Here is a 24,089-nt window from a genome sequence, read left to right on the forward strand (position 1 = left end):
TGAACATCAGCTTGAACTGTTCGAGTTCCTTCGCCAGCACCTTGGCCATCGGCCGGTGCACGCGGCCGTGGAAATCGACGCCGATGCCGATATAGGGGCCGACCGCCTCGCGGATCGTCGCGATGGTCTCGACCGCCTTTTCGACCTTGTCCCAGGTATCGACGATCTGCATCTCCTCGCAGCCATTAAGCTTGATGGCCTTGAAGCCGCGGGCGACCACCTCGCGGGCATTGTTGGCGACGTCGGCAGGACGATCGCCGCCGATCCACGAATAGACCTTGATCTTGTCGCGCACCTGGCCGCCGAGCAGGGCATGGATCGGCTGGCCATAGGCCTTGCCCTTGATGTCCCAGAGCGCCTGGTCGATGCCGGCGAGGGCCGACATGTGGACCGCACCGCCGCGATAGAAGCCGCCGCGGTACATGACCTGCCAATGGTCCTCGATCAGCAGCGGGTCCTTGCCGATAAGATAGTCCGACAGTTCTTCCACGGCCGCCTGCACGGTCAGCGCGCGGCCTTCCACCACCGGCTCACCCCAGCCGACGATGCCCTCGTCCGTCTCCACCTTCAGGAACAGCCACCGCGGCGGCACGATATAGGTCGTCAGCTTCGTGATCTTCATCATGATACTCGTCTTGGAAGGGTAAAGGGCGCGGTCATTCGCCGGCGGGCGGATGTTTCCGGATGGCGAGCGCCAGGTCGCGTGCGGCAAGGTCGAGCATGCGGTGGGAGCAGTCGCGCGCCGCCGCCTTGTCGCGCATGCGCAGCGCCTCGACGAGCTGCTTATGGATCTCGACGGCTTCGCCGCGTGCATCCACCGCCTCGTTGGAGGCGTAAAGCGAGAATTCCAGCGCCGCGCGGATGATGCTCGCAAGCTGCATGAAGACCTGGTTGTGGCTGGCCTTCAGCAGGCCGGCGTGGAAGGCGACGTCGGCCTCCGTGAAGCGCGCAACATCGCCCTCGGCGTCGCGCATCTGTTCCCAAGCCCGCTCGATCTCGGCCACTTCCTGAACCGTCGCGCGCTCGGCGGCGAATTCGGCAGCGAAGGGTTCGATGGCACGGCGTGCGTCGAGCACGCATTTCAACAGGTCGAGTTCGAAGATGCGCGGCCCGATCCATTCCAGCACCTGCTGGTCGAGGATGTTCCACTCTTCCTTGGCGCAAACCACGGTGCCCACCCGCGAACGCCCGCGCACCAAGCCCTTGGATTCGAGGATCTTCAGCGATTCGCGGATGACCGTGCGGCTGACGCCGTAGCGCAGGCACAGTTCGTTTTCCGTCGGCAGGAAGCCGCCGACCGGAAAGACGTCGGCGCAGATATCCGAGGCGATCGCCCGCGTAATGTTTTTCTGCACGCGCGGGCGGCGCACGATCGCCTCGCCTTCGGGCGCGCTCACGCGTTCATCCTGTTCCTGCACAGCCATTCTCCACCCCATTCCGTCCGCGATGCATATCCCGTTTCCCGCCCGAAGGCGACGACCGGATTCGCGTCATCCCGATACTACTATCATACACTGATATTTAATTCATCATACAAACGCAATTGACGAATATGATGAAAGACATTACACCAAAGCCCACTGCAAGCGCAGTTAATTTGGGAGAGAGACAATGGGCTTTATCAAAGCAGCCATCCTGGCTGGCACCGTCGCCGTGTTCACCGCGACCTCCGCCTTCGCCGCCGACGTAAAGATCGGCTTCATCGTGAAGCAGCCGGAAGAGCCGTGGTTCCAGGACGAATGGAAGTTCGCCGACGAGGCCGCCAAGGAGAAGGGTTTCACCCTCGTCAAGATCGGCGCGGAAGACGGCGAGAAGGTTCAGTCGGCCATCGACAATCTCGGCGCACAGGGCGCACAGGGCTTCATCGTCTGCACGCCGGATGTGAAGCTCGGCCCCGGCATCATCGCCAAGGCCGCCGCCAACGACCTCAAGCTGATGACTGTCGACGACCGCCTGGTCAATGCCGATGGCAGCCCGATCGAGGACGTGCCGCATATGGGCATCTCGGCCACCAAGATCGGCGAGGCCGTCGGCCAGACGATCGTCGAGGAAATCAAGAAGCGCGGCTGGGACATGAAGGACGTCGGCGCGATCCGCGTTTCCTACGACCAGCTGCCGACCGCCGTCGACCGCGTCGATGGTGCGCTCTCCGTGCTGAAGGCCGCCGGCTTCCCGGAAGCCAATATCTTCGACGCCCCGCAGGCGAAGACCGATACGGAAGCGGCGCTCAACGCCTCGACCGTCGTTCTCAACAAGAATGCCGGCATCAAGCATTGGGTCGCCGTCGGCCTCAATGACGAAGCCGTGCTCGGCGCGGTGCGCGCGACCGAAAGCGTCGGCATTGCCGCCGACAGCATGATCGGCGTGGGCATCGGCGGTGCGGATTCGGCGATCAACGAGTTCAAGAAGCCTTCTGCCACCGGCTTCTTCGGCACCGTGATCATCTCGCCGAAGCGTCACGGCTATGAGACCGCGCTCAACATGTATGAGTGGATCGCCAACGGCAAGGAGCCGGAAACGCTGATCCTGACCGCCGGCCAGGTCGCGCTGCGCGACAATTACGAGACGGTTCGCAAGGACCTCGGCATCGAATAATCATCCTCCCAAGGTGATGTCATCCCGGCGGCGTGCTGCCGCCGGGCCTCTTTGTGGGGTGGAGAGATGCAGGACTTTCTCGAATTCAAGGCGATATCCAAGGGATATCCCGGCGTGCAGGCGCTCGCCGACGTTTCCTTCTCGGTGAAGAAGGGCGCGGTGCACGGCCTGATGGGCGAAAACGGCGCGGGCAAATCGACCCTCATCCGCGTGCTCTCGGGCGATCAATCCGCCGATACCGGCGAGATCCGGATCGACGGCCAGTTGCAGCACTATCGTTCGGTGCGCGATGCCTTCGATGCGGGCGTCATCGTGATCCACCAGGAACTCCAGCTCGTGCCCGAGCTGACGGTCGCCGAAAACCTCTGGCTCGGCCGTTTCCCCGGCAAGGCCGGCGTGATCGACCGTTCGCGCCTCGTCGGCGTGGTGAAGGAGAAGCTTGCGGAGATCGGCATCGACATCGATCCGACCGCCAAGGTAGCATCGCTTTCGATCGGCGAGCGCCAGATGGTCGAGATCGCCAAGGCCGTGATGGCCGATGCGCGCGTCATCGCGCTCGACGAGCCGACCTCCTCGCTCTCGTCCCGCGAAAGCGAAATCCTCTTCACGCTGATCGATCGCCTGCGCGCGCAGGGCAAGGTCATCCTCTACGTCTCCCACCGTCTCGACGAGATCTTTCGCCTCTGCGACAGCCTCACCGTGCTGCGTGACGGCAAGCTTGCAGCGCATCACCCGGAGATCGCGCAGATCACGCGCGAGCAGATCATCGCCGAAATGGTCGGTCGCGAGATTTCCAACATCTGGGGTTTTCGCCCGCGCGAACGCGGTGCCGTGCGGCTGGAGGTCAAGGATCTCGCCGGCCGCAAGCTGCGCACGCCGATCAGCTTTTCCGTGCGCCAGGGTGAAATCCTCGGCTTCTTCGGTCTGATCGGCGCCGGGCGCAGCGAGATGGCGCGCCTGGTCTATGGCGCCGACAGCCGCTCGCAGGGCACCGTCAGCGTCGATGGCGCAACCGTCACGCCCGACAGCCCGCCGCACTCCATCCGTTCCGGCATCGTGCTCTGCCCGGAAGACAGAAAATTCGACGGCATCGTGCAGGGCCGCAATATCGAGGAGAACATGGCAATCTCCTCGCGCCGCCATTTTTCGCCCTTCGGCATTCTCCAGCCGAAGAAGGAGGCGGAGCTGGCAGACCGTTTCATCGCGAAACTGCGCGTCCGCACGCCCTCGCGCAAACAGGAGATCGTCAACCTCTCTGGCGGCAACCAGCAGAAGGTCATCCTCGGGCGCTGGCTTTCCGAGCAGGGCGTGAAAGTCCTCATCATCGACGAGCCGACGCGCGGCATCGACGTCGGCGCCAAGTCGGAAATCTATGAGATCCTTTACGAGCTCGCCGGCCAGGGCATGGCGATCGTCGTCATCTCCAGCGAACTGCCGGAGGTGATGGGCATCACCGACCGCATCATGGTCATGTGCCAGGGCCGGGTCGCCGCCGATATCGAGCGCGCCGATTTCGACGAGCGCCGCATCCTCGCCGCCGCCCTTCCCGACGTGGCGAATGCCAGCGAACTTCCCAACCAGCAGGTCCAGTCACGATGACGTCTCTGAAAAAACTTCTCCTCGGCGAACAGGGTCTGGTCGTCATCTTCGCCATTGCCTTCGCCATCGTGGCGCTGACGGTTCCGAACTTCCTGACCGAGCGCAACATGCTCGGCCTCTTACAATCGGTCGTCACCATCGGCATCGTTGCCTGCACGATGATGTTCTGCCTCGCCTCGCGCGATTTCGACCTCTCGGTCGGCTCCACCGTCGCCTTTTCCGGCATGGTCGCCGTCATGGCCTCGAACGCCTCGGGTTCGATCATCATCGGCCTCCTCGCGGCGCTGCTGTGCGGCGGCGCCGTCGGCCTCGTCAATGGCGTGGTGATCGCCCGCTTCCGCATCAATGCGCTGATCACGACGCTCGCCACCATGCAGATTGTGCGCGGCCTAGCGCTGATCGCGTCTGACGGCCGGGCCGTCGGCATCAACGATCCGGGTTTCTACCAGCTCGCCTTGTCGAAATTCCTTGGCATCCCGACGCCGATCTGCGTGATGGCCGTGTTCTTCATCATCTTCGGCTTCGTGCTGAACCGCACCGTCTTCGGCAAGAACACGCTGGCGATCGGTGGCAATCCGGAAGCGTCGCGCCTCGCCGGCGTCAATGTCTCCAACATGCGCATCTGGATCTTCGCGCTTCAGGGCCTCGTCTGCGCCGTGGCCGGCGTGCTGCTCGCCTCGCGCATCACCTCGGGCCAGCCGAATGCCGCGACGGGCCTCGAACTCTCGGTCATCTCGGCCTGTGTGCTCGGCGGCGTGTCGCTGGCCGGCGGGCGGGCGGCGATGACGGGCGTCATCGTCGGCGTGCTGATCATGGGCATCGCCGAAAACGTCATGAACCTGCTCAACATTCAGGCCTTCTACCAATATGTCGTGCGCGGCCTGATCCTGCTACTCGCCGTGCTGCTCGACAACCTGCGCTCGGCCGCTGCCGGCCGGCGGACCTAGCCTAGGAGCGGAAAACTGCCGGGAAAGGCCTCGCGCAGCAGCGTCATGGCCGTCTTTTGCAGGGCGTCGGAGCGGACCTGGTCGGGATTGAACGTGTCCCAGTACCAGGCGCCCTGCACGAGATAGTTGAGGCCTTCGGCAAGCGTCTCCGTATCGACGCCCGCATGGCCGCCCTCGCGGGCGACCTCGGCAAGCAGCGCGCGGGTTTCGGCGAGATAGGCGCGGTCGTTGGGCAGGCTGATCTGGCGGTCGAGCTGTAGGGTCTGCCGGTCGCTGCCGAACAGCACCCAGACGGACACCCAATCCGGATGCCGGCTGCGAAAATGCCGCGCGCAATCGAGCGCCGCGACGATGCGCCCCGCCGCCGAAAGATCCGGCTGGCGCACGGTCTCCTGCCAGAGGCGGGCGAACTGGTCGTTGAGATATTCCAGAACGGCCCGAAAAAGCTTCTCCTTCGTGCCGAAATGGAAGACGACCAGCGCATTGGACGAGCCGATCTCGCCGGCGATGCGCTGCATGGTGACCGCTGCCATCCCGTCCTCCGCGATCAGGCGGATGGTCGTGTCGATGATGCGCTGGGCGCTCGCCTGCCCGCGCAGGTGACGGCGATCGGCCTTGCCGGCCTTGGTGATCGGCGCATCGTCGCTGGGGGCGGCTTTCGGTGTCTTCACTGCAAGGGTCTCGGATTGCCGGACGGTCCGTCGCCTTATCGGACGACGGACCGCCTGGGTCAACGTTACAAGGCCGGGCGGCCCGCCGCATCGCGATACCAGCCGCCCTGCGCTTCTTCGAAAGCGATCCCGGCGCGAAAAACGTCGGCGTCGCAATAGGTGCGGCCGACGATCTGGATGCCGGTCGGCACGCCGTTGCCGGCATGGCCGGTGGGCACGGACAGAACGGGGCAGCGGCTCATCATGTTGAAGGGCGTCGTCATCGCCCAGCCGAGCATGGGATGCACCACCTTGCCATTGATCTCGACCGTATCCTTGGACTGGTCGAAATCGGCCGGTACGGCGGGCAGCGCATTGGTCGGGCAGACGAGCACGTCGTAGCGCTCCAGCAGCGGCCCCAGCGTCTGGTACATCTCGCCGATCACCTCCAGGGTCGCGACGAAATCCGTCGATCTGGAAACCCGGCCCCGTTCGGCGAACTGCCGCGCATAGGTCGTCATCTCGTCGCCATGCGCGTCGAGCAGTTTCGAGACGTAGCCTCCAAAGAGATGTTGCAGGTAGCCGATGCCGGCATCGAGCACGTTCTGCTTCCAGCCGAGGTCGACCTCTTCGACCGTCGCGCCGAGCGAACGGAAGACGTCGAGGGCGGCCAGCGTGTTCTTCTGCACATCGGGATCGACCTCGAAGAAACCGAGATCCATGGAGAAGGCGATCTTCCAGCCCTTGATCGGCTTGTATTCCAGCGGCAGGCGCAGTTTCGGACGAAGCGTCGTGATATCGTGCGGGCTCGGGCCGGTCATGACGTTCTGCAGCAGGATTGCGTCCTTGACCGTGCGGGCCATCGGGCCGGTGTGGCAGAAGAAATCCAGGTTGAACGGCGGGTCGTCCGGGTTGCGGCCATAGGGAGGCTTGTAGCCGACGACGCCGCAGGCGGCGGCCGGAATGCGGATCGAGCCGCCGATATCGGAGCCGGTCGCCAGCGAAGACGTGCCCGCCGCAAGCGACGCGCCGGCGCCGCCGGAAGAGCCGCCGCAGGTGAAATCCGGGTTCCAGGGATTGCGCGTGACGCCCCACAGCCGCGACCAGGTGGCGCCGGAGCAGCAGAATTCCGGCGTCGCCGTGCGCGCATGCACGATGCCGCCCGCCGCCAGGATGCGCGCATTCATCGTCGAGGTGCGCGTGCTGACATGGTCCTTGTGGATCAGCGAGCCCATGGAGCTCGGCTTGCCCTCGATCTCGCTCTCGTCCTTGATGCCGACCGGCAGCCCCTCCAGTGCGCCGGTGCGCGCGCCGCGGGCATATTTTGCCTCCGCCTTGCGGGCGAGATCCATCGCCTCGTCGAAATGGGTGTAGGTCAGCGCATTGATCGGCGCCTTCACGGCTTCCGCTCGGCGGATCGTCGCCGCCATCAGGTCGACGGGGGAAAGCTCGCGGCTCTTGAAACGGCGGAGCGCTTCGTGGGCGGGCAGGTAGCATAGATCGAGATCGCTCATGGGTCCTCCGGTGTGAAATCCTGTCGGCCGCGCGGCTCCTCTCCGGCGACCGATGGGGCAAAATAGAAAACAAACTGAATACTCAGTCAAATAGTTTTTGCGCGACGACCGGCCTTTCTCCAACCTCAAAATCCCGCGCAGGCGCCCTGGCCATGTCGGCCATATGAAACTTCAGAGAAAACAAGGACCCCACCCCGTTTTGGGCAATCCGGATATTGACTTTACTTGGCAGGTCGCATTCCATGAAGATCAGCTAAACCTGAGTGGGGCAGGGTCATGACCAAATTTGTTGCCGCAAAATGGACTTCACTCGCGGCCATGTTGTCAGCGTCTCTCTTCTTGAGCGGCTGCGAAACAACCGCTGGCAAGCCGACGGTCACGACCGTCAAGTGCAAACAAGGCCCCTGTAAAGTCGTGAAGAAAAAGCCCAATCGCGAATTGGCAACGACGACCCGCGGCCGTAGCAATTATTGATCCTTTCTCTCGATCCGGCGCGAATCCGGCTATCGGCGCGGTCTTCCAGTACCGGTAGACGATACGCTGCGGCTGTTCTACAGGCTGCCAGCGATATCCAGACTGCTCCTTTACTTGAGCTTGAACGGGAAGACGGGCGGGACGTCATCCTTCCGACCAGCCGCAAGCTGATCGACCGTGTCGCGACGCTGGCCATCGCCGATTGCCTCACCGGCGGCAGCACGCATCGCAGACGGGCGATCCGCGAAGTTCTGAATGCCGCGGCGTTTCAGAGCTGGAATCCCGCCCATTTCCTCGACACTGCCGAAATGACGACGGGCGTGGCGCTCGGTCTTCTCTGGACCCGCCCCCTCCTCTCGCGCACCGAGCGCGACACGATGGCGACGGCAATCGTCGAAAAAGGGCTTTCCCCCGGCCTTGCGGCTGCCGCTGCCGGCGCGCCCTGGATGACGGCGGAAAACAACTGGAACATCGTGTGCTGCGCGGGAATGATCGCCGGTGCAGCTGCGCTGGAGGGCGCCGACAAGGAGGTCCGAGACGCCGCGCTCGGCTGCTTCGTGCCGGCCATCGACCACGGTTTGCGCGCTTTCGGGGCAGACGGCGGTTATACGGAAGGCCCGGACTATTGGGAATATGCCGTGCGCTACGCGGTGCTGGCCCAGGCATTCATGAAGGACCTGGGCATCGGCCCCGATGCACCGGCCGCACTCCTCAACACCTGGCGCTACGGACGCGGTCTCACCGGTCCGAGCGGACGGATGTTCAATTTCGGCGATGCGACGGAAGAGCCGCGCCGGTCGCCGGTGCTCGGCTGGCTCGCCAACCGCACGGGCGATCCGGACGCCATGGCCTGGCAACATGCCGCTCCCGGTGATCCGCATCCCTTCGATCTTCTCTGGTGCGCACCGGACCTTGAAACGGCGAGCGCGAGCGAAGGACCCGTTGCCTATGAACCGGCGGGCATCGCGGTGCTGCGCAACGGCACCACCTGGCTGGCGCTCAAGGGTGGGCGCAACGATGTCAACCACGCCCATCTGGACCTCGGCACTTTCGTGCTGGAAATGGCAGGCCAGCGTTTTGCCGGCGAACTCGGCCGCGAGAATTATGCCCTGCCCGGCTACTTCGATCGGGCGCGGCGGTTCGGCTATTTTCGCACACAGACCGCCGCCCATAATATACTGCTGATCGATGGGGCAGAGCAATCGTTCGACGCCTACGCAACTCTCCTCGGCACCGGACAGGAGGGCGAGAACCGCTTTGTGGCCTACCAGATTTTTGACGGGGAGCGGCGATCGGTCTGGCGTCGGGGCGCCGCGCTGGCGGATGGCGGCGCAGTTTTCATCGTCGACGAACTGGAGGCGGGCAACGGTCCCCTGCCGCGTGCGACATGGCAGGTCTATACGCAAGCGACGGTGACCCTCGATGGTGCACGCGCCAAACTCGCCTTGGGGGATGTGATGGCGGAGGCGGAAATCCTGGAACCGGCAGGGCTCGTCTGGTCGTTTGAAAGGGCTCCTTCCCCCGCGGGCGAGAGCAGCAACGCGGCCTTCGGACGCTTGTTCTTTGACGTGCCGGCGTCAAGGGAGGCGCAATCCATTACCGTCAGGTTCTCCCTCGCCGGTGACACCGGGACGTGGAAACCAGCCGCGATCGACGGCTGGCCGCTTGGCACCTGAGCGCCGTCTCACCCCGCTATTTCCACCCGCATCGTGCAGACTTCGTTTGACTCCGCCAAATCCCGGCAATAGCCTTGATTCATCGGCGCTTTCCGGCCTGTCCGGGGGATCGAGGAGGAGGCGGAATGGGGATTTTCGGCTGGTTGCCGCGGCGCGGCCCAAAGCCTGCAACACCGGAGGCCGAGCCGGAGCCGACCCTCGCAATCTATGCCTCCCAGCCCGCGCTCACCGCAATTATCGTCACCCTCATCGGCGTCGATGCCGCGCAGGTCGATGAGATCATCGATGTGACGAACCAGCGCTTCGGCAGCCGGCACAAGATCGTCTATCTCACCGACAGCCTCGACTTCATGCATTTCCGCAACCGGGGCGCAATCTTCGAATATCTCCCCTCGGCGCTCGAACAGAAACTGCATGCCGCCGAGATTTCGTGGAATGCCTATCTCGCCAAGCGCTGGCAACTGCTCGTTTCGAAATGGCAGCCGGTGCATGTCGTCAGCTACGGGCAGAACATCGATGCCTTCCTCGCCGCCGCTCCGCGCATGACGGCTCGGAACGAGCGATGAGTGCAACGCTCGACATCCTCTTCGTCGCCGACGCGCGCTTCGAGGGAGGGACATCGACCGCGCTCGCCGTCGAGATCCGGGCGGCGGCGCGGGCGGGTCTCCGGACGGGGCTTCTCGCCATCAAAGGCCCCCTGCTCGGCCTGCCCTTTCCCATGCATCCCGACTTGCGAAAACTGATCGACGACGGGCTGACGGAGCGCATCGATCCCGACATGCGGCTCACGGCCCGCCTGACGCTGATCCACCACCCGACGATCGTCGAAAATCGCCCCACGCGACGGCTGTCGATCACCACCGACAAGCTGCTGATCGTGCTGCACCACCCGATGTATGACGGCAACGGCCGCCGGCAATACGACCTGGATCGCGTCATCGCGCATGCCAGCGATGCCTTCGGCGCCGATGTGCATCTCGCCCCCGTCAGCGCCGTCGTGCGCGACAGCCTGCCACGCCTGCTGCCGCCCTATGCGCATATGCTGGAGGAGGACTGGGGCAACCTCGTAGAGCTTGATGACTGGCCGGCAAAACCGGTCCGCCCGCCCGCCTACCCCGTCGTGATCGGCCGCCATTCACGTCCCGACCCCCTGAAATGGCCGACCGCGGAAGATGCACACCTCGCCTATCCGGCCGACGGCAGCCGATTTCGCGTGCGAGCGCTCGGCGCAGATGCGTATCTTGCGGAAAAATATGGCACGCTCCCCACCAATTGGGAGCTGATCCCCTTCGCCTGGGATGGCGTTCCGGATTTCCTCGGCACGCTCGATTTCTACGTCTATTTTCATGATCCCGCGTGGTCGGAGGCTTTTGGACGCACGATCCTAGAGGCGCTGGCGACCGGCCTCGTCGTGATCCTCCCCCCGCATTTCGCGGTACTCTTCGCAAAAGCCGCCGTCTATGCGGAACCAGCAGAGGTCGAAAGCGTCATCGCGCGTTTCGTGGCCGATCCGGTGCTTTACCGGTCCCAATGCGAGCAGGCCCGCCGTTTTGTCGAAAACAATTACGATGCGGCGATCTATAGTGATCGCGTCGCCCGCATCATCGGCGATGAAACAACATCGCCGGCCGGCGACGGGCTTTTCCCGCCGCTTCCGCAGCGCAACGTGCTCTTCGCCTCCAGCAACGGCATCGGCGTCGGCCATCTCACGCAGCAGCTGGCGATCGCCCAGCGCCTGCCGCCGGATTTGACGCCGGTCTTCGCGACCATGTCCTATTCGATGAAGGCCGCCGTGCAGCATGGCTACCAAGCGCATTTCCTGCCGCATCACCGCATTCTTGAAGCGGATCCGGAGGACTGGAACACCTGCCTCGCCGAAGAACTGTTCGAACTCGTCGCCCATCTGCGCCCGACGGTCTTCGCCTATGATGCCACGGCAGTCTTCGAGGGTGTGACGCGGGCGCTCGACATGTTTCCGGATATTTTCAAGATCTGGGTGCGTCGCCCGCTCTGGCAGGAATCGCACCGCGTCTTCCTCGAATTCTCCGACAGTTTCGACGCCGTCATCGAGCCGGGCGAACTGGCGGAGACCTTCGACCACGGCCCGACGGCCGCCTGCCGCAAGGAGGTTTTCCTCGTGCCGCCGGTTCTGCATCTCGATCCTTCGGAGCGCATGTCGCGCGAAAGTGCCCGCGCCGCGCTCGGCATCCCGGACGGCATGACGGTCGTGGCGTTCCAGCTCGGGGCGGGGGCCAATTTCGACGTCAAGGACCTGCGCGCAGCGCTTCTCGCCGAGGTGCTCAGGCGTCCCGATACGATCGCGCTGGAAATCCAGTCGCCCATCACGCCGAATGCCGCGGGCCTCGAAATTCTCGGCGAGCGGCACCGCACGGTCGAACTCTTCCCGAGCTTCCGCTTCAGCCGGGCCTTCGACGCGGCGATCTCGGCGGCGGGCTACAACACGTTCCACGAACAGGTACTGGGCTCAATTCCAACGCTCTTCGTGCCCAACGAGGGCGACGAGATGGACCTTCAGGCAAGTCGCGCCCGCTGGGCAGAGCTCACCGGCCGCGGCTGGATGATGCGCCGCGACTACGATCTCGGCTTCGCCGCCCAGCATGTCGAGCGCCTGCTGGACCCGCTGGAACGCGCGGCCGTCATTCGCCGTTGCCAGTCGATCGTGTGGAAGAACGGCGCGGTGGACATCGCCCGCTATGTGGAGGATCACGCGCGCATGCTGCGCACCGATTGGGACATAACGAAGCTCGGCAGCACGTGAGGATGTGGTGACCCCACCAGCCTGCAACATCTGTGGCAGTTCGGCCTTCGGGGATACCTATGGCAAGGCGGGCAGTGCCTTCATCCGCAAGAACGTGCGGTGCGAGGGCTGCGGCTCGCTGGAGCGCCACCGGCTGATCTTCGAAGTGCTGCGCATGCGCGGCCTGCTGTCCGGAAACCGTCGTGTCCTGCATCTGGCACCCGAAGAATGCCTCGCCACCATCCTGCGCAACCGCTTCGGCGGCAACTATCTCTGTGGTGATCTCGATCCGGGCCAGTTCTCCTTCCCCGTCACGCGTATCGACCTGTGCAGCGATCTCGACCGCTTCGCCCCCGCCTCCTTCGACATCGTGCTGCACAATCATGTGCTGGAGCATGTGGCCTGCGATTATAAGGCAGTGGCCGCGCGCCTGGACGGCCTGCTGAAGCCCGGCGGCCTGCACATCTTCAGTGTCCCCTTCCTCGAAGGCGGCTTTCGCGAGGCGCTGGACGAGCGGACCGACGATTATCGCACCGACCATTTCGGCCAGTGGGATCATATGCGGATCTTCTCGCCGGAGGATTTTTTGCAAACTCTGGGATCGGCGCTGCCGGTGCCGGAGGAGTATGACGCGACCCGCCTCGTTCCGGCCGAACGGCTCTTCGCCATCAACGTGCCGGAAGACGCCTGGCGCGGCTTCAACAACAATTCCGTGTTCCTGCTTGAAAAGCGGCAGCCCGAGGATGCCTTTGCGGTCTCCCCGGCTACGCACCTCGCCTCCGCGCGCCCTCCCCATCGGCCGGATGCAGTGCTGTTCGTCTCGGCCAACGGCATCGGCCAGGGCCATCTCACGCGCCAGCTCGCGGTCGCCCGACGCCTGAAACACCGCCCGGCCGCCTTCCTGACGATGAGCTACAGCGCGGGGATCGTGCGGGACATGGGGTTTCCGGTGCATTTCGTTCCGCACCACGCGCTTTCGGGCGAAGAGCCCGGTGCCTGGAACGCCCGGCTCGCCACGGAAATCGAGCTGCTGCTCGACGCCTACCATGTCACGACCCTGATCTACGACGTCAACTTCGTCTTCGACGGCATCATAGAGGTGCTGCGCAACCATGCGAAGCTCCAGGCTGTCTGGATCCGCCGCGCCATGTGGCCGAGCCACCATGCCAGCTATATCGGCGCGGGCGTGCATTTCCCCATCATCATCGAGCCGGACGACTATGCCGCCGCCCTCGATGCGGGGCCGACCACGACCGACCGGGCGAAGACCACGCTCGTGCCGCCGATGTTGCTGATCGATCCCTCGGAGCGGCTGGAACGTGGCGCCGCCCGCCAGTCGCTCGGCCTGCCGCAGGAGGGTTTCGTCGTCCTCGTCGATCTCTCTCGCTCCTCCAATCCGGATCTCACGCATCTGCATGGACGGCTGCTCGACGATCTGCTGGCGAGGCCGGACATTCACATCGTGGAGCTGAAATCGCCGCTCACCGGAAACGTCGCCCCGCGCCACCCGACGCGTCACCGCCTGGTCACCCTCCACCCCGCCTATGCCCATAGCCGCGCCTTCGACGCCGCGATCGTGCGGGCGGGATACAACACCTTCCACGAGCACATCGCCGGCGGCATTCCCACGCTTTTCGTGCCGGACGAAAGCCCTGACATGGACCGCCAGGTCGATCGCGCCCGCTGGGCGCAAGAGCGTGGCGCCGCCTTGATGCACCGTTTGGGCGATGGCGAAGCCGGGCTTTCCGCCGCTATCGACAGACTGCTGTCGGCCGACGCGCGGGCCGCGCTGACGGCCGCCTGTGCCGCCATCACCGGCGCGCGCTGGCAAAACGGCGCGGACGTGCTGGCCGGCATGCTGGAAGGCCGCTTCGATGGCGAGGACACAGAATAATGCGCCGAGGCATCCCGTCTTGCTCAATATCAGGCTGCGGGACTATGCTGTGATGGCTGGTCGGATTTTCATGGGATGCCGATGCACATGCAACGTTTCTTTCTGCTTCTCGCGTTCCTTCTCTGCACGGCGACGGCGACGCTCGCCGCCAAGGAAAACCGTGTCGCGCTGGTGATCGGCAACGGCAAATACAGTGCGCTCCCGCATCTGCCCAATGCGGAGAGTGATGCGCGACTGATGGAAAAGGCGCTTTCGGCGGCGGGTTTCAAGACTTTCCCGGTCATCGACGGCAACCGCCAGCAGATGGTGCGCGCGATGCGCAGCTTTGCCGATGCGCTGACGCCTGAAACCAATGCCGTCATCTATTATGCCGGCCACGGCATCCAGTTTGCCGACGAGAACTACCTGATCCCGACGGACAGCCAGCTCACGAGCTCGTCCGACCTGCCGCTCGAGGCTTTCAGCCTGAAGATGGTGACGGAGCAGATCGAACGGGTGCGGCCCCGCATCGCCGTGTTCATCGTGGACGCCTGCCGCAACAATCCGCTGGAGACCAACCGCTCGGCGGGCGCCGCGGCCAATGACGGTGCGACGCGCGGGCTTGCGCGCGCCACCGGGCCGCTCGGCACCTTCATCGCCTTTGCCACGGCACCGGGCAAGGTCGCGACCGATGGCACGAAGGGCAACAGCCCCTTCACGAAGGCGCTGGCCGAGCTCATCACCGCGCCGGGCCTGCCGATCGAGCAGGTCTTCAAGCGCGTGCGCGAACGGGTGGTCGACGAGACTGGCGGCGAGCAGGTGCCGTGGGACAATTCCTCGCTGACCAAGGATTTCTTCTTCACCGAAGCGCTGCCGGAAGAGCCGAAATTCTCGGCCGAAGCGACGCAGGATGCGGAGGCCTGGCAGGCCGCGGCGGACGAGGACAATGCCGCAAGCTACAAGTCCTATCTCGCCACCTTCCCGCAGGGACTTTTCGCCGACATAGCCGAGATGCGGGTGGAGGTGCTGGAAGAGGCGAAGAAGCCCAAGGAAGAGGAAGTCGCGACCCTTGCCGTCGACCGCAGCATCAATGCCGCCGAAGACCTGTTGATGTGGAACGACATCCAGGCCGCTGGCACTGCCGAGCAATACCGCATCTACCTGGAAAAGTTCCCCGAGGGCGTCTTCGCCAAGCTCGCACGCCTGCGGCTGGAGGACGCCACAAAGGGCTCCGACGAGACGGTGCCGGCGATTTCCGGGCGCGTCACGGCGAATTACGAGGAGTTCTCGGAAAACCCGCTCTATCCGGAAATCACCGACTGCGACCGCGAGGCCGGCCATGTGCAGGAGATCGCAGACCCCGCCGTCGGCGTCTATTTCAAGCAGATCAAGCCGGAGACTGCCGTTCCCGCCTGCATGGCGGCACTCAAACAATATCCGGACAGCTTTCGCATTCTCATGAATTACGGCCGGGCGATCGACGCCGCGGGCCGCAACGCCGAGGCGCGCGAGATCTATCGCACGGGCGCCGCCGCCGGCTTCCCGATTGCCTATCGCTCGCTCGGCGACGTCTATCGCGACGGCCGCGGCATCGAGAAGAACCTGAACGAAGCCCGTTACTGGTATGTGCTGGGGGCTGCGAAGAAGAACGTCTTCGCCGAGTTCAACCTCGCGCTCATCTACGAAAACGGCCTTGGCGTGAGCGCCGACCCCCAGAAGGCGGCCTATTGGCTCTGGCGGGCCGCAAAACAGGGTTTTGCCCCGGCCATGGAGAAGCTTTCGGCCTATTACCTCGACGGCAAGGCGGTGCCGAAGGATGTCGCGCAGGCCGAGATCCTGCTGACGGGGGCCGCCGAGATGGGGCATATCTACGCCGAACTGCGGCTCGGCGACCTCTATATCGACGGCAGCGCCCTGAAGCAGAACCCGGCGGCCGGCGCGGAATGGATCCGCAGGGCTGCGCGTCAAGGCTATAACGAGGCGCAGTTCCGGCTCGCCACGCTTTATCTTGACGGCATCGGCCTGAAGAAGGACCCCGCCGAGGCGCTCGCCTGGTTCACGCTCGCCAAGGCCAACGGCGTCGAGCGGGCGCAGGAGAATGTGGCGACGCTCAGCGAAAAACTCGGCAACAAGGCCGTCAAGAAAGCCGAAAAATTCGCCTCAAGCTTCCAGCCAATAGCCGTGAAATAAACCGCTTTAACGAATGATTACGCGGTCGCGGCCGGATTTCTTGGCGTCGTAGAGGGCGTTGTCCGCGCGGGAAATGACCGAGCCGACGCTTTCGCCGGTCTCGCATATCGCGCCGCCGGCACTGACCGAGACTTTGAAGGGTTCGAGGCCGACGGCGAAAAGGTCTGCGCCGATTGCGCTGCGAATTTTCTCGGCCACCGTGTAGACGGTTTCCCGCGTGCCCGCGCCCAGAACCACGGCGAATTCCTCGCCACCCATCCGGCCGAAGCAATCGCCGGGATGCAGCACCTCGCGGCAGCGCCGGGTGAACTCGATGAGCACCAGATCGCCGACGCCGTGGCCGTATCTGTCGTTGATGGATTTGAAGTGATCGATGTCCAGCATCAGGAAGGCGATCGGCGTGCCGCGCCGCTGGCTGTCGGCATGGATGCGATCGGCCTCCTCGAAGAAGCGCCGCCGGTTCATCGCGCCGGTCAGCGGATCGGTATCCGCCAGAACCTTGAGCTCTTCGGCATAGGCCCGCTCGCGCGTCACGTCGATATAGAGGTTGACGTTGAAATTGCCGATGGTGCGGTGGCGGAACTGGATGGTGCGCCTGGCGCCGCTGGCCGTCATCACATCCAGGTCGAAGGGCGTCATCTCGCGGTCCTCGGCGCGCGCCGCGGCGATCGACGAATGCCACTGCGTGCGGGCGAATTCGCGATATTCGGGGTCCGGATAGGCAAGCCGCCACCAGTCCTCGATATTGGCGATGTCGTCCATCGTGTAGCCGAACAGCTCTTTGAAGGTCGAATTGGCGAACTGGATCTGGTCCTCGGAGCTGGCGATCTCGAAGCCGAATGGCAGCCAGTTCAGCAGCGAGATGACGTTTTCCTGCCAGCCGGCAAGCGTCACCGAGCCCTGCGGCGGCGCGTCGACGAAGCTGAAAAGGCGCAGGATCTCGTCTTCGACCGCAAGCTTGGTGACCTGCACCATGAGCGTGCGCTCCTGGCCCTGGACGAGCGCACGGACGAGAAAGGGTTCCCCTGGAACGCCGACCGGCGCCACGCTCCAGATCTGGCCCAGCATGAGTGCTGCTTCCGGGCCGACCAGCTCGTCGACCGGGCAGGCGCCGAACGGCTCCAGGCCGAGGCCGAAGAGGATAGCGGCATTGCGGTTGGCATAACGCACCGTCAGCGCCTGTTTCTCCATGAGAACCAGCGGCGCGCCGACGCAATCCATCCAGAAATCCACCTCCTGGCGCGATCGTGCGCGAGCCGGATCGCCTGCCACCCCATCATGGGGTGAAAGGGCGCTCGTCTTTGCAGCTTCATGCATGCTCATGCGCTCGATACTCGCTACGGATAAGGCGTGACCATCCAGGGTCCGAGGAGATTAGTGCGTCGGTGTAAGGATTTGGTTTACGTGGGGCACAAACGTTATTCGGCTGCGGATAAGCTCGCCGCCGGCACGCCGTCCCGTACAACGATGCGGCCACGGCGGATGACGGTGCGCTTTTGCGGCGTCAGTGCGACGGCCTCGGCGAGCGTGCGGGCCGGCACCAGCACGAGGTCGCCGAAATCGCCGTCCGCGAAACCGTAGCCGGCAAGACCGATGCTCTCGGCGCCGCCGAAGGTGCAGATGCGGGCGGTCTCGGCAAGGTCGGCATCGTTGGTCATGCCGTTGCGCTGTGCGAGATATTTTGCCCGCTCCAGCATGTCGCCATTGCCCCAGGGCTCCCAGGTGCCCTGGATGCCGTCCGAACCGGAGGCGACGATGAGACCGCTTTGCCGCATCAGGCGCAGCGGCAGGGCGGGGGCGGCGGGACTGCCGACCGTCATCACGGCGATCCGCTCGGCCGCAAGCGCCTCTATGAGTGCGCGCTGGCGGGTCGGCTCCAGCATGCCGAGGCAATAGGCATGGCTCACCATCACGCGGCCCTGCAAGGCGAGCGCGCGGGTGCGCTCGATGATGAGTTCCAGGCAGAAGGCGCCGAGCTCGCCGAGTTCGTGCAGGTGGATGTCGACGGGTTTTGTGTAGCGGTCGGCGAGCGCGAAGATCGCGTCGAGATGGCGCACCGGATCGCGCTCGATCGTGGCGGGATCGATGCCGCCGATGATATCGGCGCCCGCCCGCATCGCCGCATCCATCAGTTCCAGCGTGCCCGCGCGCGGCAGCATGCCGCTTTGCGGAAAGGCGACGACCTGCACGTCGACAAGATCCCGCAGCGCTTCGCGGGTTTCGAGCACGCCCTCGATATTGGCGATTCCGATTTCGGTGTCGACATCGACATGGCTGCGGATGTGGAGAACGCCGTGTTGCAGCGTCTGGAGAATCTGGCGGGCGGATTGCCGGCGCGCATCGATGGCGAGCTCCCGCTTGGCCTTGCGGTCTGCAAGGATGCGCTCGTTTCGGGTCGGGCCGATGCGGTTTTCGAACCAGTCCGTGCCGATCAGCGTCTTGTCGAGATGGGTATGCGCCTCGACGAGCCCGGGCAGCGCGATATGGCCGGAGGCGTCGATCTCCTGTGCGGGAGGGTCGCCGGCCGTGCTGAAATGGCCGTCGCGGATGACGAGGTCCACCGGCTCGCCGCCCATGGGGCGGGCGTTGCGGATGAGAATGTCTGCAGTCATGTCCGGTCCTCCTCCCTCAGTCCAGCCCGGCGCGTTTCATCGCCACCCGGAATGCCGCTTCCGCGTGGTCGAGGATCGCGCCTTCGTCCTGGTTCAGCAGCTTGCGCCCGCGCATCAGCACGCGGCCGTCGACGATGGTCGTGTCGACATCCGCACCGTTGGCGAAGCGGGCGAGGCGCTGCACCGGATCGACCGGCGGCCAGAGATGCGGCTGGCGCATGTTGATCAGCAGGATATCGGCGCGCTTGCCGACCTCCAGCGAGCCGATCTCGTCCTCCATCGAAAGCGCGCGCGCGCCCTTGATCGTCGCCATTTCGAGAAGCTGGAGCGGCGGCAGCACGGTGTCGTCGCAGAAATAGCGGGCGTGATAGCGGTGCGCTTGGAACATGTTGCGGAACATGTCGAAGGAGCGGTCGGGCGCCGCCGCATCGGTGCCGAGCGAGACGGTCACACCGTCCGCCATCAGCTCCGGCGCCGGGCAGCGGGCGTAAACGGACATCAGCGCGCTCGGGTTGTGCGCCACCTTGGCGCCGGTGCGCTTCAGCACTTCCCGATCAGCATCGGTGAGGTCGACGCAATGGGCGAGCAGCGAGTTGGCGTCGAAGAGGTCGAGGCGGGCGTCGTTTGCGGCAATCGAGCCGTCGCGGTGGCCGTCCTGCACCAGCAGCACGCCCTTTTCCCGTGCCAGCGCCCGGGCTTTGCGGCAAAGCGCGAAAACGGCCTCGTCTTCCAGCTCCTGCGCGGTGAACACCGGCAGCGAGACCGCAAGCTGCAACCGGTCATTGCGGCCAGCCCAGGCATCGATCAGGGCCACTGTGACCGCGAGTTGTGTATCTGTGGATACGACAATCTCATTATACAATTCACCGTGGTAATTTCTGTATACACTGGCTGCGGATGGCCGGTTCGGGCCAATAGCGAGCACCTCGCGCACGCCCATTTCGGCGATGGCGGCAAGGTGAGCCTCGGCGGCTTCCGGGGCTTCGCTGCGCATGATATCCGGCCCGCCGCCGAACAGCAGCGCGGCGGTGGTGGTGCCGCATTTGATGCGCTCGGCTGCGGAAAGCGCGGCTTCGGCCGCCCAGAAGTCCGGGTCGGTCGCCTCCGCGTAGATCCGGCCGGTCACCGTCATCCATTCCTCGGAATCGCTGCCCAATCCCTTGGTCAGCATGTGCCCGGCATGGGCGTGCGTGTCGATCAGCCCCGGCATCACCACCATACCCGCCGCATCGATGCGCTCCGTTTCCGGCGCGACGGCGGGTGCGTCAACGCAGATCGCGGTGATACGGCCGTCTTCCACCAGCACATAACCGCGCTCCAGGACGCGCCGGTCGGCATCCATGGTGACGATCACGCTATTCTCGATCAACAGGGATTTGGTCATCGAATCTTTCTCCCAACAAGGATCGCATACATCTTTTACAGATTATGTACGCAAAATCTAATTCTGCCATCTTGATATTGTGCGCGTATTATGTACAGTCATATTGAGAATTATCGTATGCAAATTTTTTGGGAACCTGCATACAAATTGGGAGAACCCTCGTGAAATCCACTGTAAAAGCCCTTCTGGCGGGGCTGGCCATCCTGGTGCCGCTTTCCGCCCCCGCCTTTGCCGAGACGCTGCGCTGGTCGGCCTCCGGCGACGTCATTTCCTATGATCCGAACGCCCAGGTCGACAGCTTTACCCAGAGCGTGCAGCACATGGTGTTCGACCCGCTCGTTCGCCGCAACAAGGAACTGGTGCTGGAACCGGCGCTTGCCACCTCCTGGGAAATCATCGAGCCGACCCGCTGGCGCTTCAAGCTGCGCCAGGGCGTGAAATTCCATGAGGGCCAGGCCTTCAATGCCGACGACGTGGTCGCGACGATAGAGCGCCAGATCGATCCCGGCGCCCGCAACCGCGAAAACCTCTCCGCCGTTACCGGCGTCGAGAAGGTGGACGACTATACGGTCGACCTCATCCTGCGCGGTCCCTATCCGCTGCTCCTCAACGACCTTGCCGCCATCTACATCATGAGCAAGCCGTGGATGGCCAAGCACGATGCGCTGAAGCCGGGCAACACGGCGACCGGCGTCGTCACCTATGCCAGCAACCACGCCAACGGCACCGGCCCCTTCAAGCTGAAGAGCTACGAGCCGGATTCGCGTTCGATCTTCGAGGTGAACAAGGAGTGGTGGGACAAGCCGCAGCATAACCTGACCGAGGTGGAGTTCCGCCCGATCGCCTCCGACGCCACCCGCGTCGCCGCCCTCCTGTCCGGCGAAGTCGACATGGTCGTGCCGGTTCCGTTGCAGGATGTCGATCGCATCGCTTCCACCGAGGGCCTGAAGGTCGTCGAGAACCCGTCGCTGCGCACCATCATGCTGGCGCTGAACTTCAAGAAGGAGCTGCACGCCGCGCCGGGCGTCGCCAACCCGATGCTGAACGTCAAGGTGCGCCAGGCGCTCTGGCACGCCATCGACCTCAACACGATCCAGAAGCGCCTGATGCGCGGCAAGTCGCGCGTCGCCGCCATGCTCGTCGCCCCCGCCGTCACCGGCCACGACGATGCGATCGACGTGCCGCTGGACTACGATATCGACAAGGCGAAGGCCCTGCTCACGGAGGCCGGCTACCCGGATGGCTTCAAGACGGGCCTTTCCTGCTCGAACGACCGTTACATCGCCGACGAGCAGATCTGCCTGGCGATCTCCTCCATGTGGGCAAAGATCGGCGTGCAGGTGGATCTCAGCGTCGAGAGCAAGACGACCTATTTCCCGCGCATGGATAATGGCGAACTCGACGTCTACATGCTCGGCTGGGCATCGCTTCCGCCGATGGACGGCTTCAGCGTGCTCCAGGCGCTGCTCGCCACCAATGACGGCACCTATGGCGGCTCGAACCCGAACGGCCTGTCCGATCCGCGCATCGATGCGCTCGCCCGCTCGGCTGCGGTCGAACTCGACGAGACAAAGCGCGTCGACATGCTGAAGGAAGCCTTCCGCATCACCCATGACGAGGCGCTGTTCATTCCGCTGCACCAGCAGCCGGTCGCCTGGGCCATGAGCAACAAGGTCGATATTCCGCAGTTCCCGGATGAATATGTTCGTCCGTGGTTCGCGCAGGTCAAGCAGTAACGGGTTTCTCCCGAGACGCGATCCCGGCAGGCGAAAGCTTGCCGGGATCGCTTGGCAACCGGCCCGACCCCTCCTGAAGCCGCTGGCGTGGAGGGAATAGAGCGAAACGGCCCGGTTTTTCGCTCACTTTGTTTCGACGCAGTTCCGGACGCAAAACCGCGTTCCGCACTTTTGCTGGAACTGCTTCTGGGGCCTGATCGCTCGCAAGGACTATTCCGATGTTCAGACTTTTCTCGATGAGGCTGCTTCAGGCCATCCTTGTGATGATCGCCGTGACGGCCATCGCCTTCGTCATGTTCCGCTTCGTCGGCGATCCGATCTCCTCCATGGTGCGCGAAGGCGCCACCCAGGCGGAAAAGGATGCGCTGCGCATGGCGCTCGGCCTCGACAAGCCGATCCTCACGCAGTTCTTCGATTTCGTCGGCCAGGTGCTGACCGGCGATCTCGGCACGAGTTTCCGCTACCAGCAACCCGTGGTGAGCCTGTTGATGAGTCGTCTGCCCGCCACGCTGGAACTCGTGATCGTCGCCACGTTCCTGGCGCTCGCGGTCGGCATTCCGCTCGGCGTGCTCTGCGCGCTGAAGCCGCATTCCTTCCTGTCGCGGCTCACCCAGGCGACGACGCTGGTCGGCATTTCCATGCCCACCTTCGTCACCGGGCTGCTCTTGATCCTGGTCTTCGCCGTGACCCTGCGCTGGCTGCCATCCTCCGGGCGCGGCGATCTCGTCGATCTCGGTCTTTGGAAGACCGGCTTCCTGACGCTTTCGGGGCTGAAATCGCTGATCCTGCCGTCGATCACGCTGGCGCTGTTCCAGCTCACGCTGATCATGCGGCTGGTGCGCTCGGAGATGATCGACGTGCTGTCGTCCGACTATATCCGCTTCGCCTTCGCCCGCGGCCTGCCGCGCGCCTATATCTACGGACGTCTCGCGCTGCGCAACGCGCTGATGCCGGTGGTCACCGTCACCGGCCTGCAGATCGGCCAGCTCATCGCCTTCGCCATCGTCACCGAGACGGTGTTCCAGTGGCCGGGCATGGGCCTGCTCTTCACCAATGCCGTCGGTTATCCCGATGTGCCGGTGCTTGCCGCCTACCTGCTCTTCGTCGGCTTCCTGTTCGTCATGATCAACATGATCGTCGACATTCTCTACACCTTCATCGATCCGCGCCTGAGGACACGATAATGGCCACGCAAACCCTGATGCGCCGGCTGCCGCCGGTTTCCGTGATGATCGCCGGCCTGGTGCTCGCCATCATGCTCGTGCTCGTCGTCTTCGCGCCGCTGATCGCGCCGATGGACCCGCGCGACGTCTCCTCCTACTCGCTGATCGACATGGAAATCCCACCGTCCTTCATGGATGGCGGCGATCCGCGCTTCCTGCTCGGTACGGACAACCAGGGGCGAGACCTCGTCTCGGTCATCCTGTTCGGCCTGCGCATCTCCGTCGTCATCGGCCTCGGTGCGGTGCTGTTTGCCGCCGCGCTCGGCGTCGTGCTCGGCCTCGTCGCCGGCTTCTTCGGCGGCTTCGTCGACAGCATCGTCATGCGCATTGCCGACGTGCTCGTCAGCTTCCCGACCATCCTCGTCGCGCTGCTGATCAGCGGCATCGCCCGCGCCCAGCTCAGCGCGGACACGATGCTCACCTGGGCGCCGCTCGTGCTGATCTTCTCGATCGCCGTCAACGAGTGGGTGCAATATGCCCGCACCGTGCGCGCCTCCACCATGGTGGAAGTCGCCCGCGACTATGTGCGCGCCGCCAAGGTCATCGGCCTGCCGGCGGGCCGCATCATGGGTCGCCACATCCTGCCGAACGTCATGAGCTCGGTCATGGTCATCGCCACGATCAACCTTGCCGGCGCGATCCTGACGGAGGCGACGCTGTCCTTCCTCGGCGCCGGCATGCCGCCGACCTATCCCTCGCTCGGCACGCTGATCCGCATCGGCAACCAGTTCCTGTTTTCCGGCCTCTGGTGGATCGCCGTGATGCCGGCGGCGGTGCTGGTCATCCTCGTGCTCGCCGTCAATGTGATCGGCGACTATCTGCGCGATCGCTTCAACCCGAAACTGATGGCCCGCTGAT

Annotated in this window: 19 protein-coding genes; 12 read left to right on the forward strand and 7 right to left on the reverse strand. The window is 64.3% G+C overall.

Annotation, left to right across the window (positions count from 1 at the left end; all coding sequences use genetic code 11):
• On the reverse strand, nt 1–622 hold a 622-nt coding region (gene dgoD, locus GB927_RS08155; protein ID WP_256116207.1), incomplete at its 3' end, for a galactonate dehydratase.
• Nucleotides 623–656: 34 nt separating this feature from the next.
• Nucleotides 657–1,424, reverse strand: a complete 768-nt coding sequence (locus GB927_RS08160; protein ID WP_256116208.1) for a FadR/GntR family transcriptional regulator — start codon at nt 1,422–1,424, stop codon at nt 657–659.
• Between the two features lie 187 nt (nt 1,425–1,611).
• Between GB927_RS08160 and GB927_RS08165 the strand changes: the two genes are divergently transcribed.
• The 3 genes from GB927_RS08165 (at nt 1,612) to araH (ending at nt 5,141) form a co-directional block, all read left to right on the forward strand.
• Nucleotides 1,612–2,595, forward strand: coding sequence for an arabinose ABC transporter substrate-binding protein (locus GB927_RS08165; RefSeq protein ID WP_256116209.1), 984 nt, complete (start codon nt 1,612–1,614; stop codon nt 2,593–2,595).
• Nucleotides 2,596–2,661: 66 nt separating this feature from the next.
• Nucleotides 2,662–4,194, forward strand: a complete 1,533-nt coding sequence (gene araG / locus GB927_RS08170) for an L-arabinose ABC transporter ATP-binding protein AraG (protein ID WP_256116210.1) — start codon at nt 2,662–2,664, stop codon at nt 4,192–4,194.
• Nucleotides 4,191–5,141, forward strand: coding sequence for an L-arabinose ABC transporter permease AraH (gene araH, locus GB927_RS08175; protein WP_256116211.1), 951 nt, complete (start codon nt 4,191–4,193; stop codon nt 5,139–5,141). The genes araG and araH overlap by 4 nt, the downstream gene beginning before the upstream one ends.
• Here the strand turns inward: araH and GB927_RS08180 are convergent.
• Together GB927_RS08180 and GB927_RS08185 are read right to left on the reverse strand one after the other, a co-directional pair.
• Nucleotides 5,138–5,812, reverse strand: a complete 675-nt coding sequence (locus GB927_RS08180; protein ID WP_256116212.1) for a TetR/AcrR family transcriptional regulator — start codon at nt 5,810–5,812, stop codon at nt 5,138–5,140. The genes araH and GB927_RS08180 overlap by 4 nt on opposite strands.
• A 65-nt stretch (nt 5,813–5,877) precedes the next feature.
• Complete coding sequence (locus GB927_RS08185) at nt 5,878–7,305, reverse strand: amidase (protein WP_256116213.1); 1,428 nt, start codon at nt 7,303–7,305, stop codon at nt 5,878–5,880.
• A 276-nt stretch (nt 7,306–7,581) separates the two neighbouring features.
• On the opposite strand from GB927_RS08185, the gene GB927_RS08190 reads away from it, so the two are divergent.
• The 6 genes from GB927_RS08190 (at nt 7,582) to GB927_RS08215 (ending at nt 16,276) form a co-directional block, all read left to right on the forward strand.
• On the forward strand, nt 7,582–7,779 hold the full coding sequence (locus GB927_RS08190) for a hypothetical protein (RefSeq protein ID WP_256116214.1): 198 nt from the start codon (nt 7,582–7,584) through the stop codon (nt 7,777–7,779).
• Entirely contained in the window at nt 7,776–9,455 is a 1,680-nt protein-coding gene (locus GB927_RS08195) for a heparinase II/III domain-containing protein (protein ID WP_256116215.1), read from the forward strand. Before GB927_RS08190 ends, GB927_RS08195 begins: the two co-directional genes overlap by 4 nt.
• A gap of 125 nt (nt 9,456–9,580) precedes the next feature.
• Nucleotides 9,581–10,021, forward strand: coding sequence for a hypothetical protein (locus GB927_RS08200; RefSeq protein ID WP_256116217.1), 441 nt, complete (start codon nt 9,581–9,583; stop codon nt 10,019–10,021).
• Nucleotides 10,018–12,234, forward strand: a complete 2,217-nt coding sequence (locus tag GB927_RS08205; protein ID WP_256116218.1) for a glycosyltransferase family protein — start codon at nt 10,018–10,020, stop codon at nt 12,232–12,234. The genes GB927_RS08200 and GB927_RS08205 overlap by 4 nt, the downstream gene beginning before the upstream one ends.
• A 7-nt stretch (nt 12,235–12,241) precedes the next feature.
• A complete protein-coding gene (locus GB927_RS08210; protein WP_256116219.1) occupies nt 12,242–14,107 on the forward strand; it encodes a methyltransferase domain-containing protein in 1,866 nt (621 codons plus the stop codon).
• Between the two features lie 87 nt (nt 14,108–14,194).
• Nucleotides 14,195–16,276: a caspase family protein gene (locus tag GB927_RS08215; RefSeq protein WP_256116220.1), complete on the forward strand. Its 2,082-nt coding sequence runs from the start codon at nt 14,195–14,197 to the stop codon at nt 16,274–16,276.
• 6 nt (nt 16,277–16,282) lie between these two features.
• Here the strand turns inward: GB927_RS08215 and GB927_RS08220 are convergent, their stop codons facing one another.
• From GB927_RS08220 to GB927_RS08230, 3 genes are all read right to left on the reverse strand, one after another.
• Nucleotides 16,283–17,599, reverse strand: coding sequence for a GGDEF domain-containing protein (locus GB927_RS08220; protein ID WP_256116221.1), 1,317 nt, complete (start codon nt 17,597–17,599; stop codon nt 16,283–16,285).
• Nucleotides 17,600–17,694: 95 nt separating this feature from the next.
• Nucleotides 17,695–18,888, reverse strand: coding sequence for an amidohydrolase (locus tag GB927_RS08225; RefSeq protein ID WP_256116222.1), 1,194 nt, complete (start codon nt 18,886–18,888; stop codon nt 17,695–17,697).
• A 16-nt stretch (nt 18,889–18,904) separates the two neighbouring features.
• Nucleotides 18,905–20,272: an amidohydrolase family protein gene (locus GB927_RS08230; RefSeq protein ID WP_256116223.1), complete on the reverse strand. Its 1,368-nt coding sequence runs from the start codon at nt 20,270–20,272 to the stop codon at nt 18,905–18,907.
• A gap of 161 nt (nt 20,273–20,433) precedes the next feature.
• Between GB927_RS08230 and GB927_RS08235 the strand changes: the two genes are divergently transcribed.
• The 3 genes from GB927_RS08235 (at nt 20,434) to GB927_RS08245 (ending at nt 24,088) form a co-directional block, all read left to right on the forward strand.
• Nucleotides 20,434–22,008 (forward strand): ABC transporter substrate-binding protein, encoded by a 1,575-nt coding sequence (locus GB927_RS08235; RefSeq protein ID WP_256116224.1) that lies wholly within the window; start codon nt 20,434–20,436, stop codon nt 22,006–22,008.
• A gap of 218 nt (nt 22,009–22,226) precedes the next feature.
• A complete protein-coding gene (locus tag GB927_RS08240; RefSeq protein ID WP_256116225.1) occupies nt 22,227–23,192 on the forward strand; it encodes an ABC transporter permease in 966 nt (321 codons plus the stop codon).
• Entirely contained in the window at nt 23,192–24,088 is an 897-nt protein-coding gene (locus GB927_RS08245; protein ID WP_256116226.1) for an ABC transporter permease, read from the forward strand. The genes GB927_RS08240 and GB927_RS08245 overlap by 1 nt, the downstream gene beginning before the upstream one ends.
• Nucleotide 24,089: the final 1 nt, after the last annotated feature.

The sequence above is a fragment of the Shinella lacus genome (genome assembly GCF_010994755.1).
In the GTDB taxonomy this organism is placed as follows: Bacteria; Pseudomonadota; Alphaproteobacteria; order Rhizobiales; family Rhizobiaceae; genus Shinella; species Shinella lacus.

Bases quoted from the DNA above. Each gene is read 5' to 3' on its own strand.
- GB927_RS08240 (WP_256116225.1), top strand. From the start codon at position 22,227: ATGTTCAGACTTTTCTCGATGAGGCTGCTTCAGGCCATCCTTGTGATG.
- GB927_RS08165 (WP_256116209.1), top strand. From the start codon at position 1,612: ATGGGCTTTATCAAAGCAGCCATCCTGGCTGGCACCGTCGCCGTGTTC.
- GB927_RS08220 (WP_256116221.1), bottom strand. From the start codon at position 17,599: ATGAGCATGCATGAAGCTGCAAAGACGAGCGCCCTTTCACCCCATGAT.
- GB927_RS08160 (WP_256116208.1), bottom strand. From the start codon at position 1,424: ATGGCTGTGCAGGAACAGGATGAACGCGTGAGCGCGCCCGAAGGCGAG.
- araG (WP_256116210.1), top strand. From the start codon at position 2,662: ATGCAGGACTTTCTCGAATTCAAGGCGATATCCAAGGGATATCCCGGC.
- GB927_RS08185 (WP_256116213.1), bottom strand. From the start codon at position 7,305: ATGAGCGATCTCGATCTATGCTACCTGCCCGCCCACGAAGCGCTCCGC.
- araH (WP_256116211.1), top strand. From the start codon at position 4,191: ATGACGTCTCTGAAAAAACTTCTCCTCGGCGAACAGGGTCTGGTCGTC.
- GB927_RS08225 (WP_256116222.1), bottom strand. From the start codon at position 18,888: ATGACTGCAGACATTCTCATCCGCAACGCCCGCCCCATGGGCGGCGAG.
- GB927_RS08200 (WP_256116217.1), top strand. From the start codon at position 9,581: ATGGGGATTTTCGGCTGGTTGCCGCGGCGCGGCCCAAAGCCTGCAACA.
- GB927_RS08245 (WP_256116226.1), top strand. From the start codon at position 23,192: ATGGCCACGCAAACCCTGATGCGCCGGCTGCCGCCGGTTTCCGTGATG.
- GB927_RS08205 (WP_256116218.1), top strand. From the start codon at position 10,018: ATGAGTGCAACGCTCGACATCCTCTTCGTCGCCGACGCGCGCTTCGAG.
- GB927_RS08190 (WP_256116214.1), top strand. From the start codon at position 7,582: ATGACCAAATTTGTTGCCGCAAAATGGACTTCACTCGCGGCCATGTTG.
- GB927_RS08230 (WP_256116223.1), bottom strand. From the start codon at position 20,272: ATGACCAAATCCCTGTTGATCGAGAATAGCGTGATCGTCACCATGGAT.
- GB927_RS08215 (WP_256116220.1), top strand. From the start codon at position 14,195: ATGCAACGTTTCTTTCTGCTTCTCGCGTTCCTTCTCTGCACGGCGACG.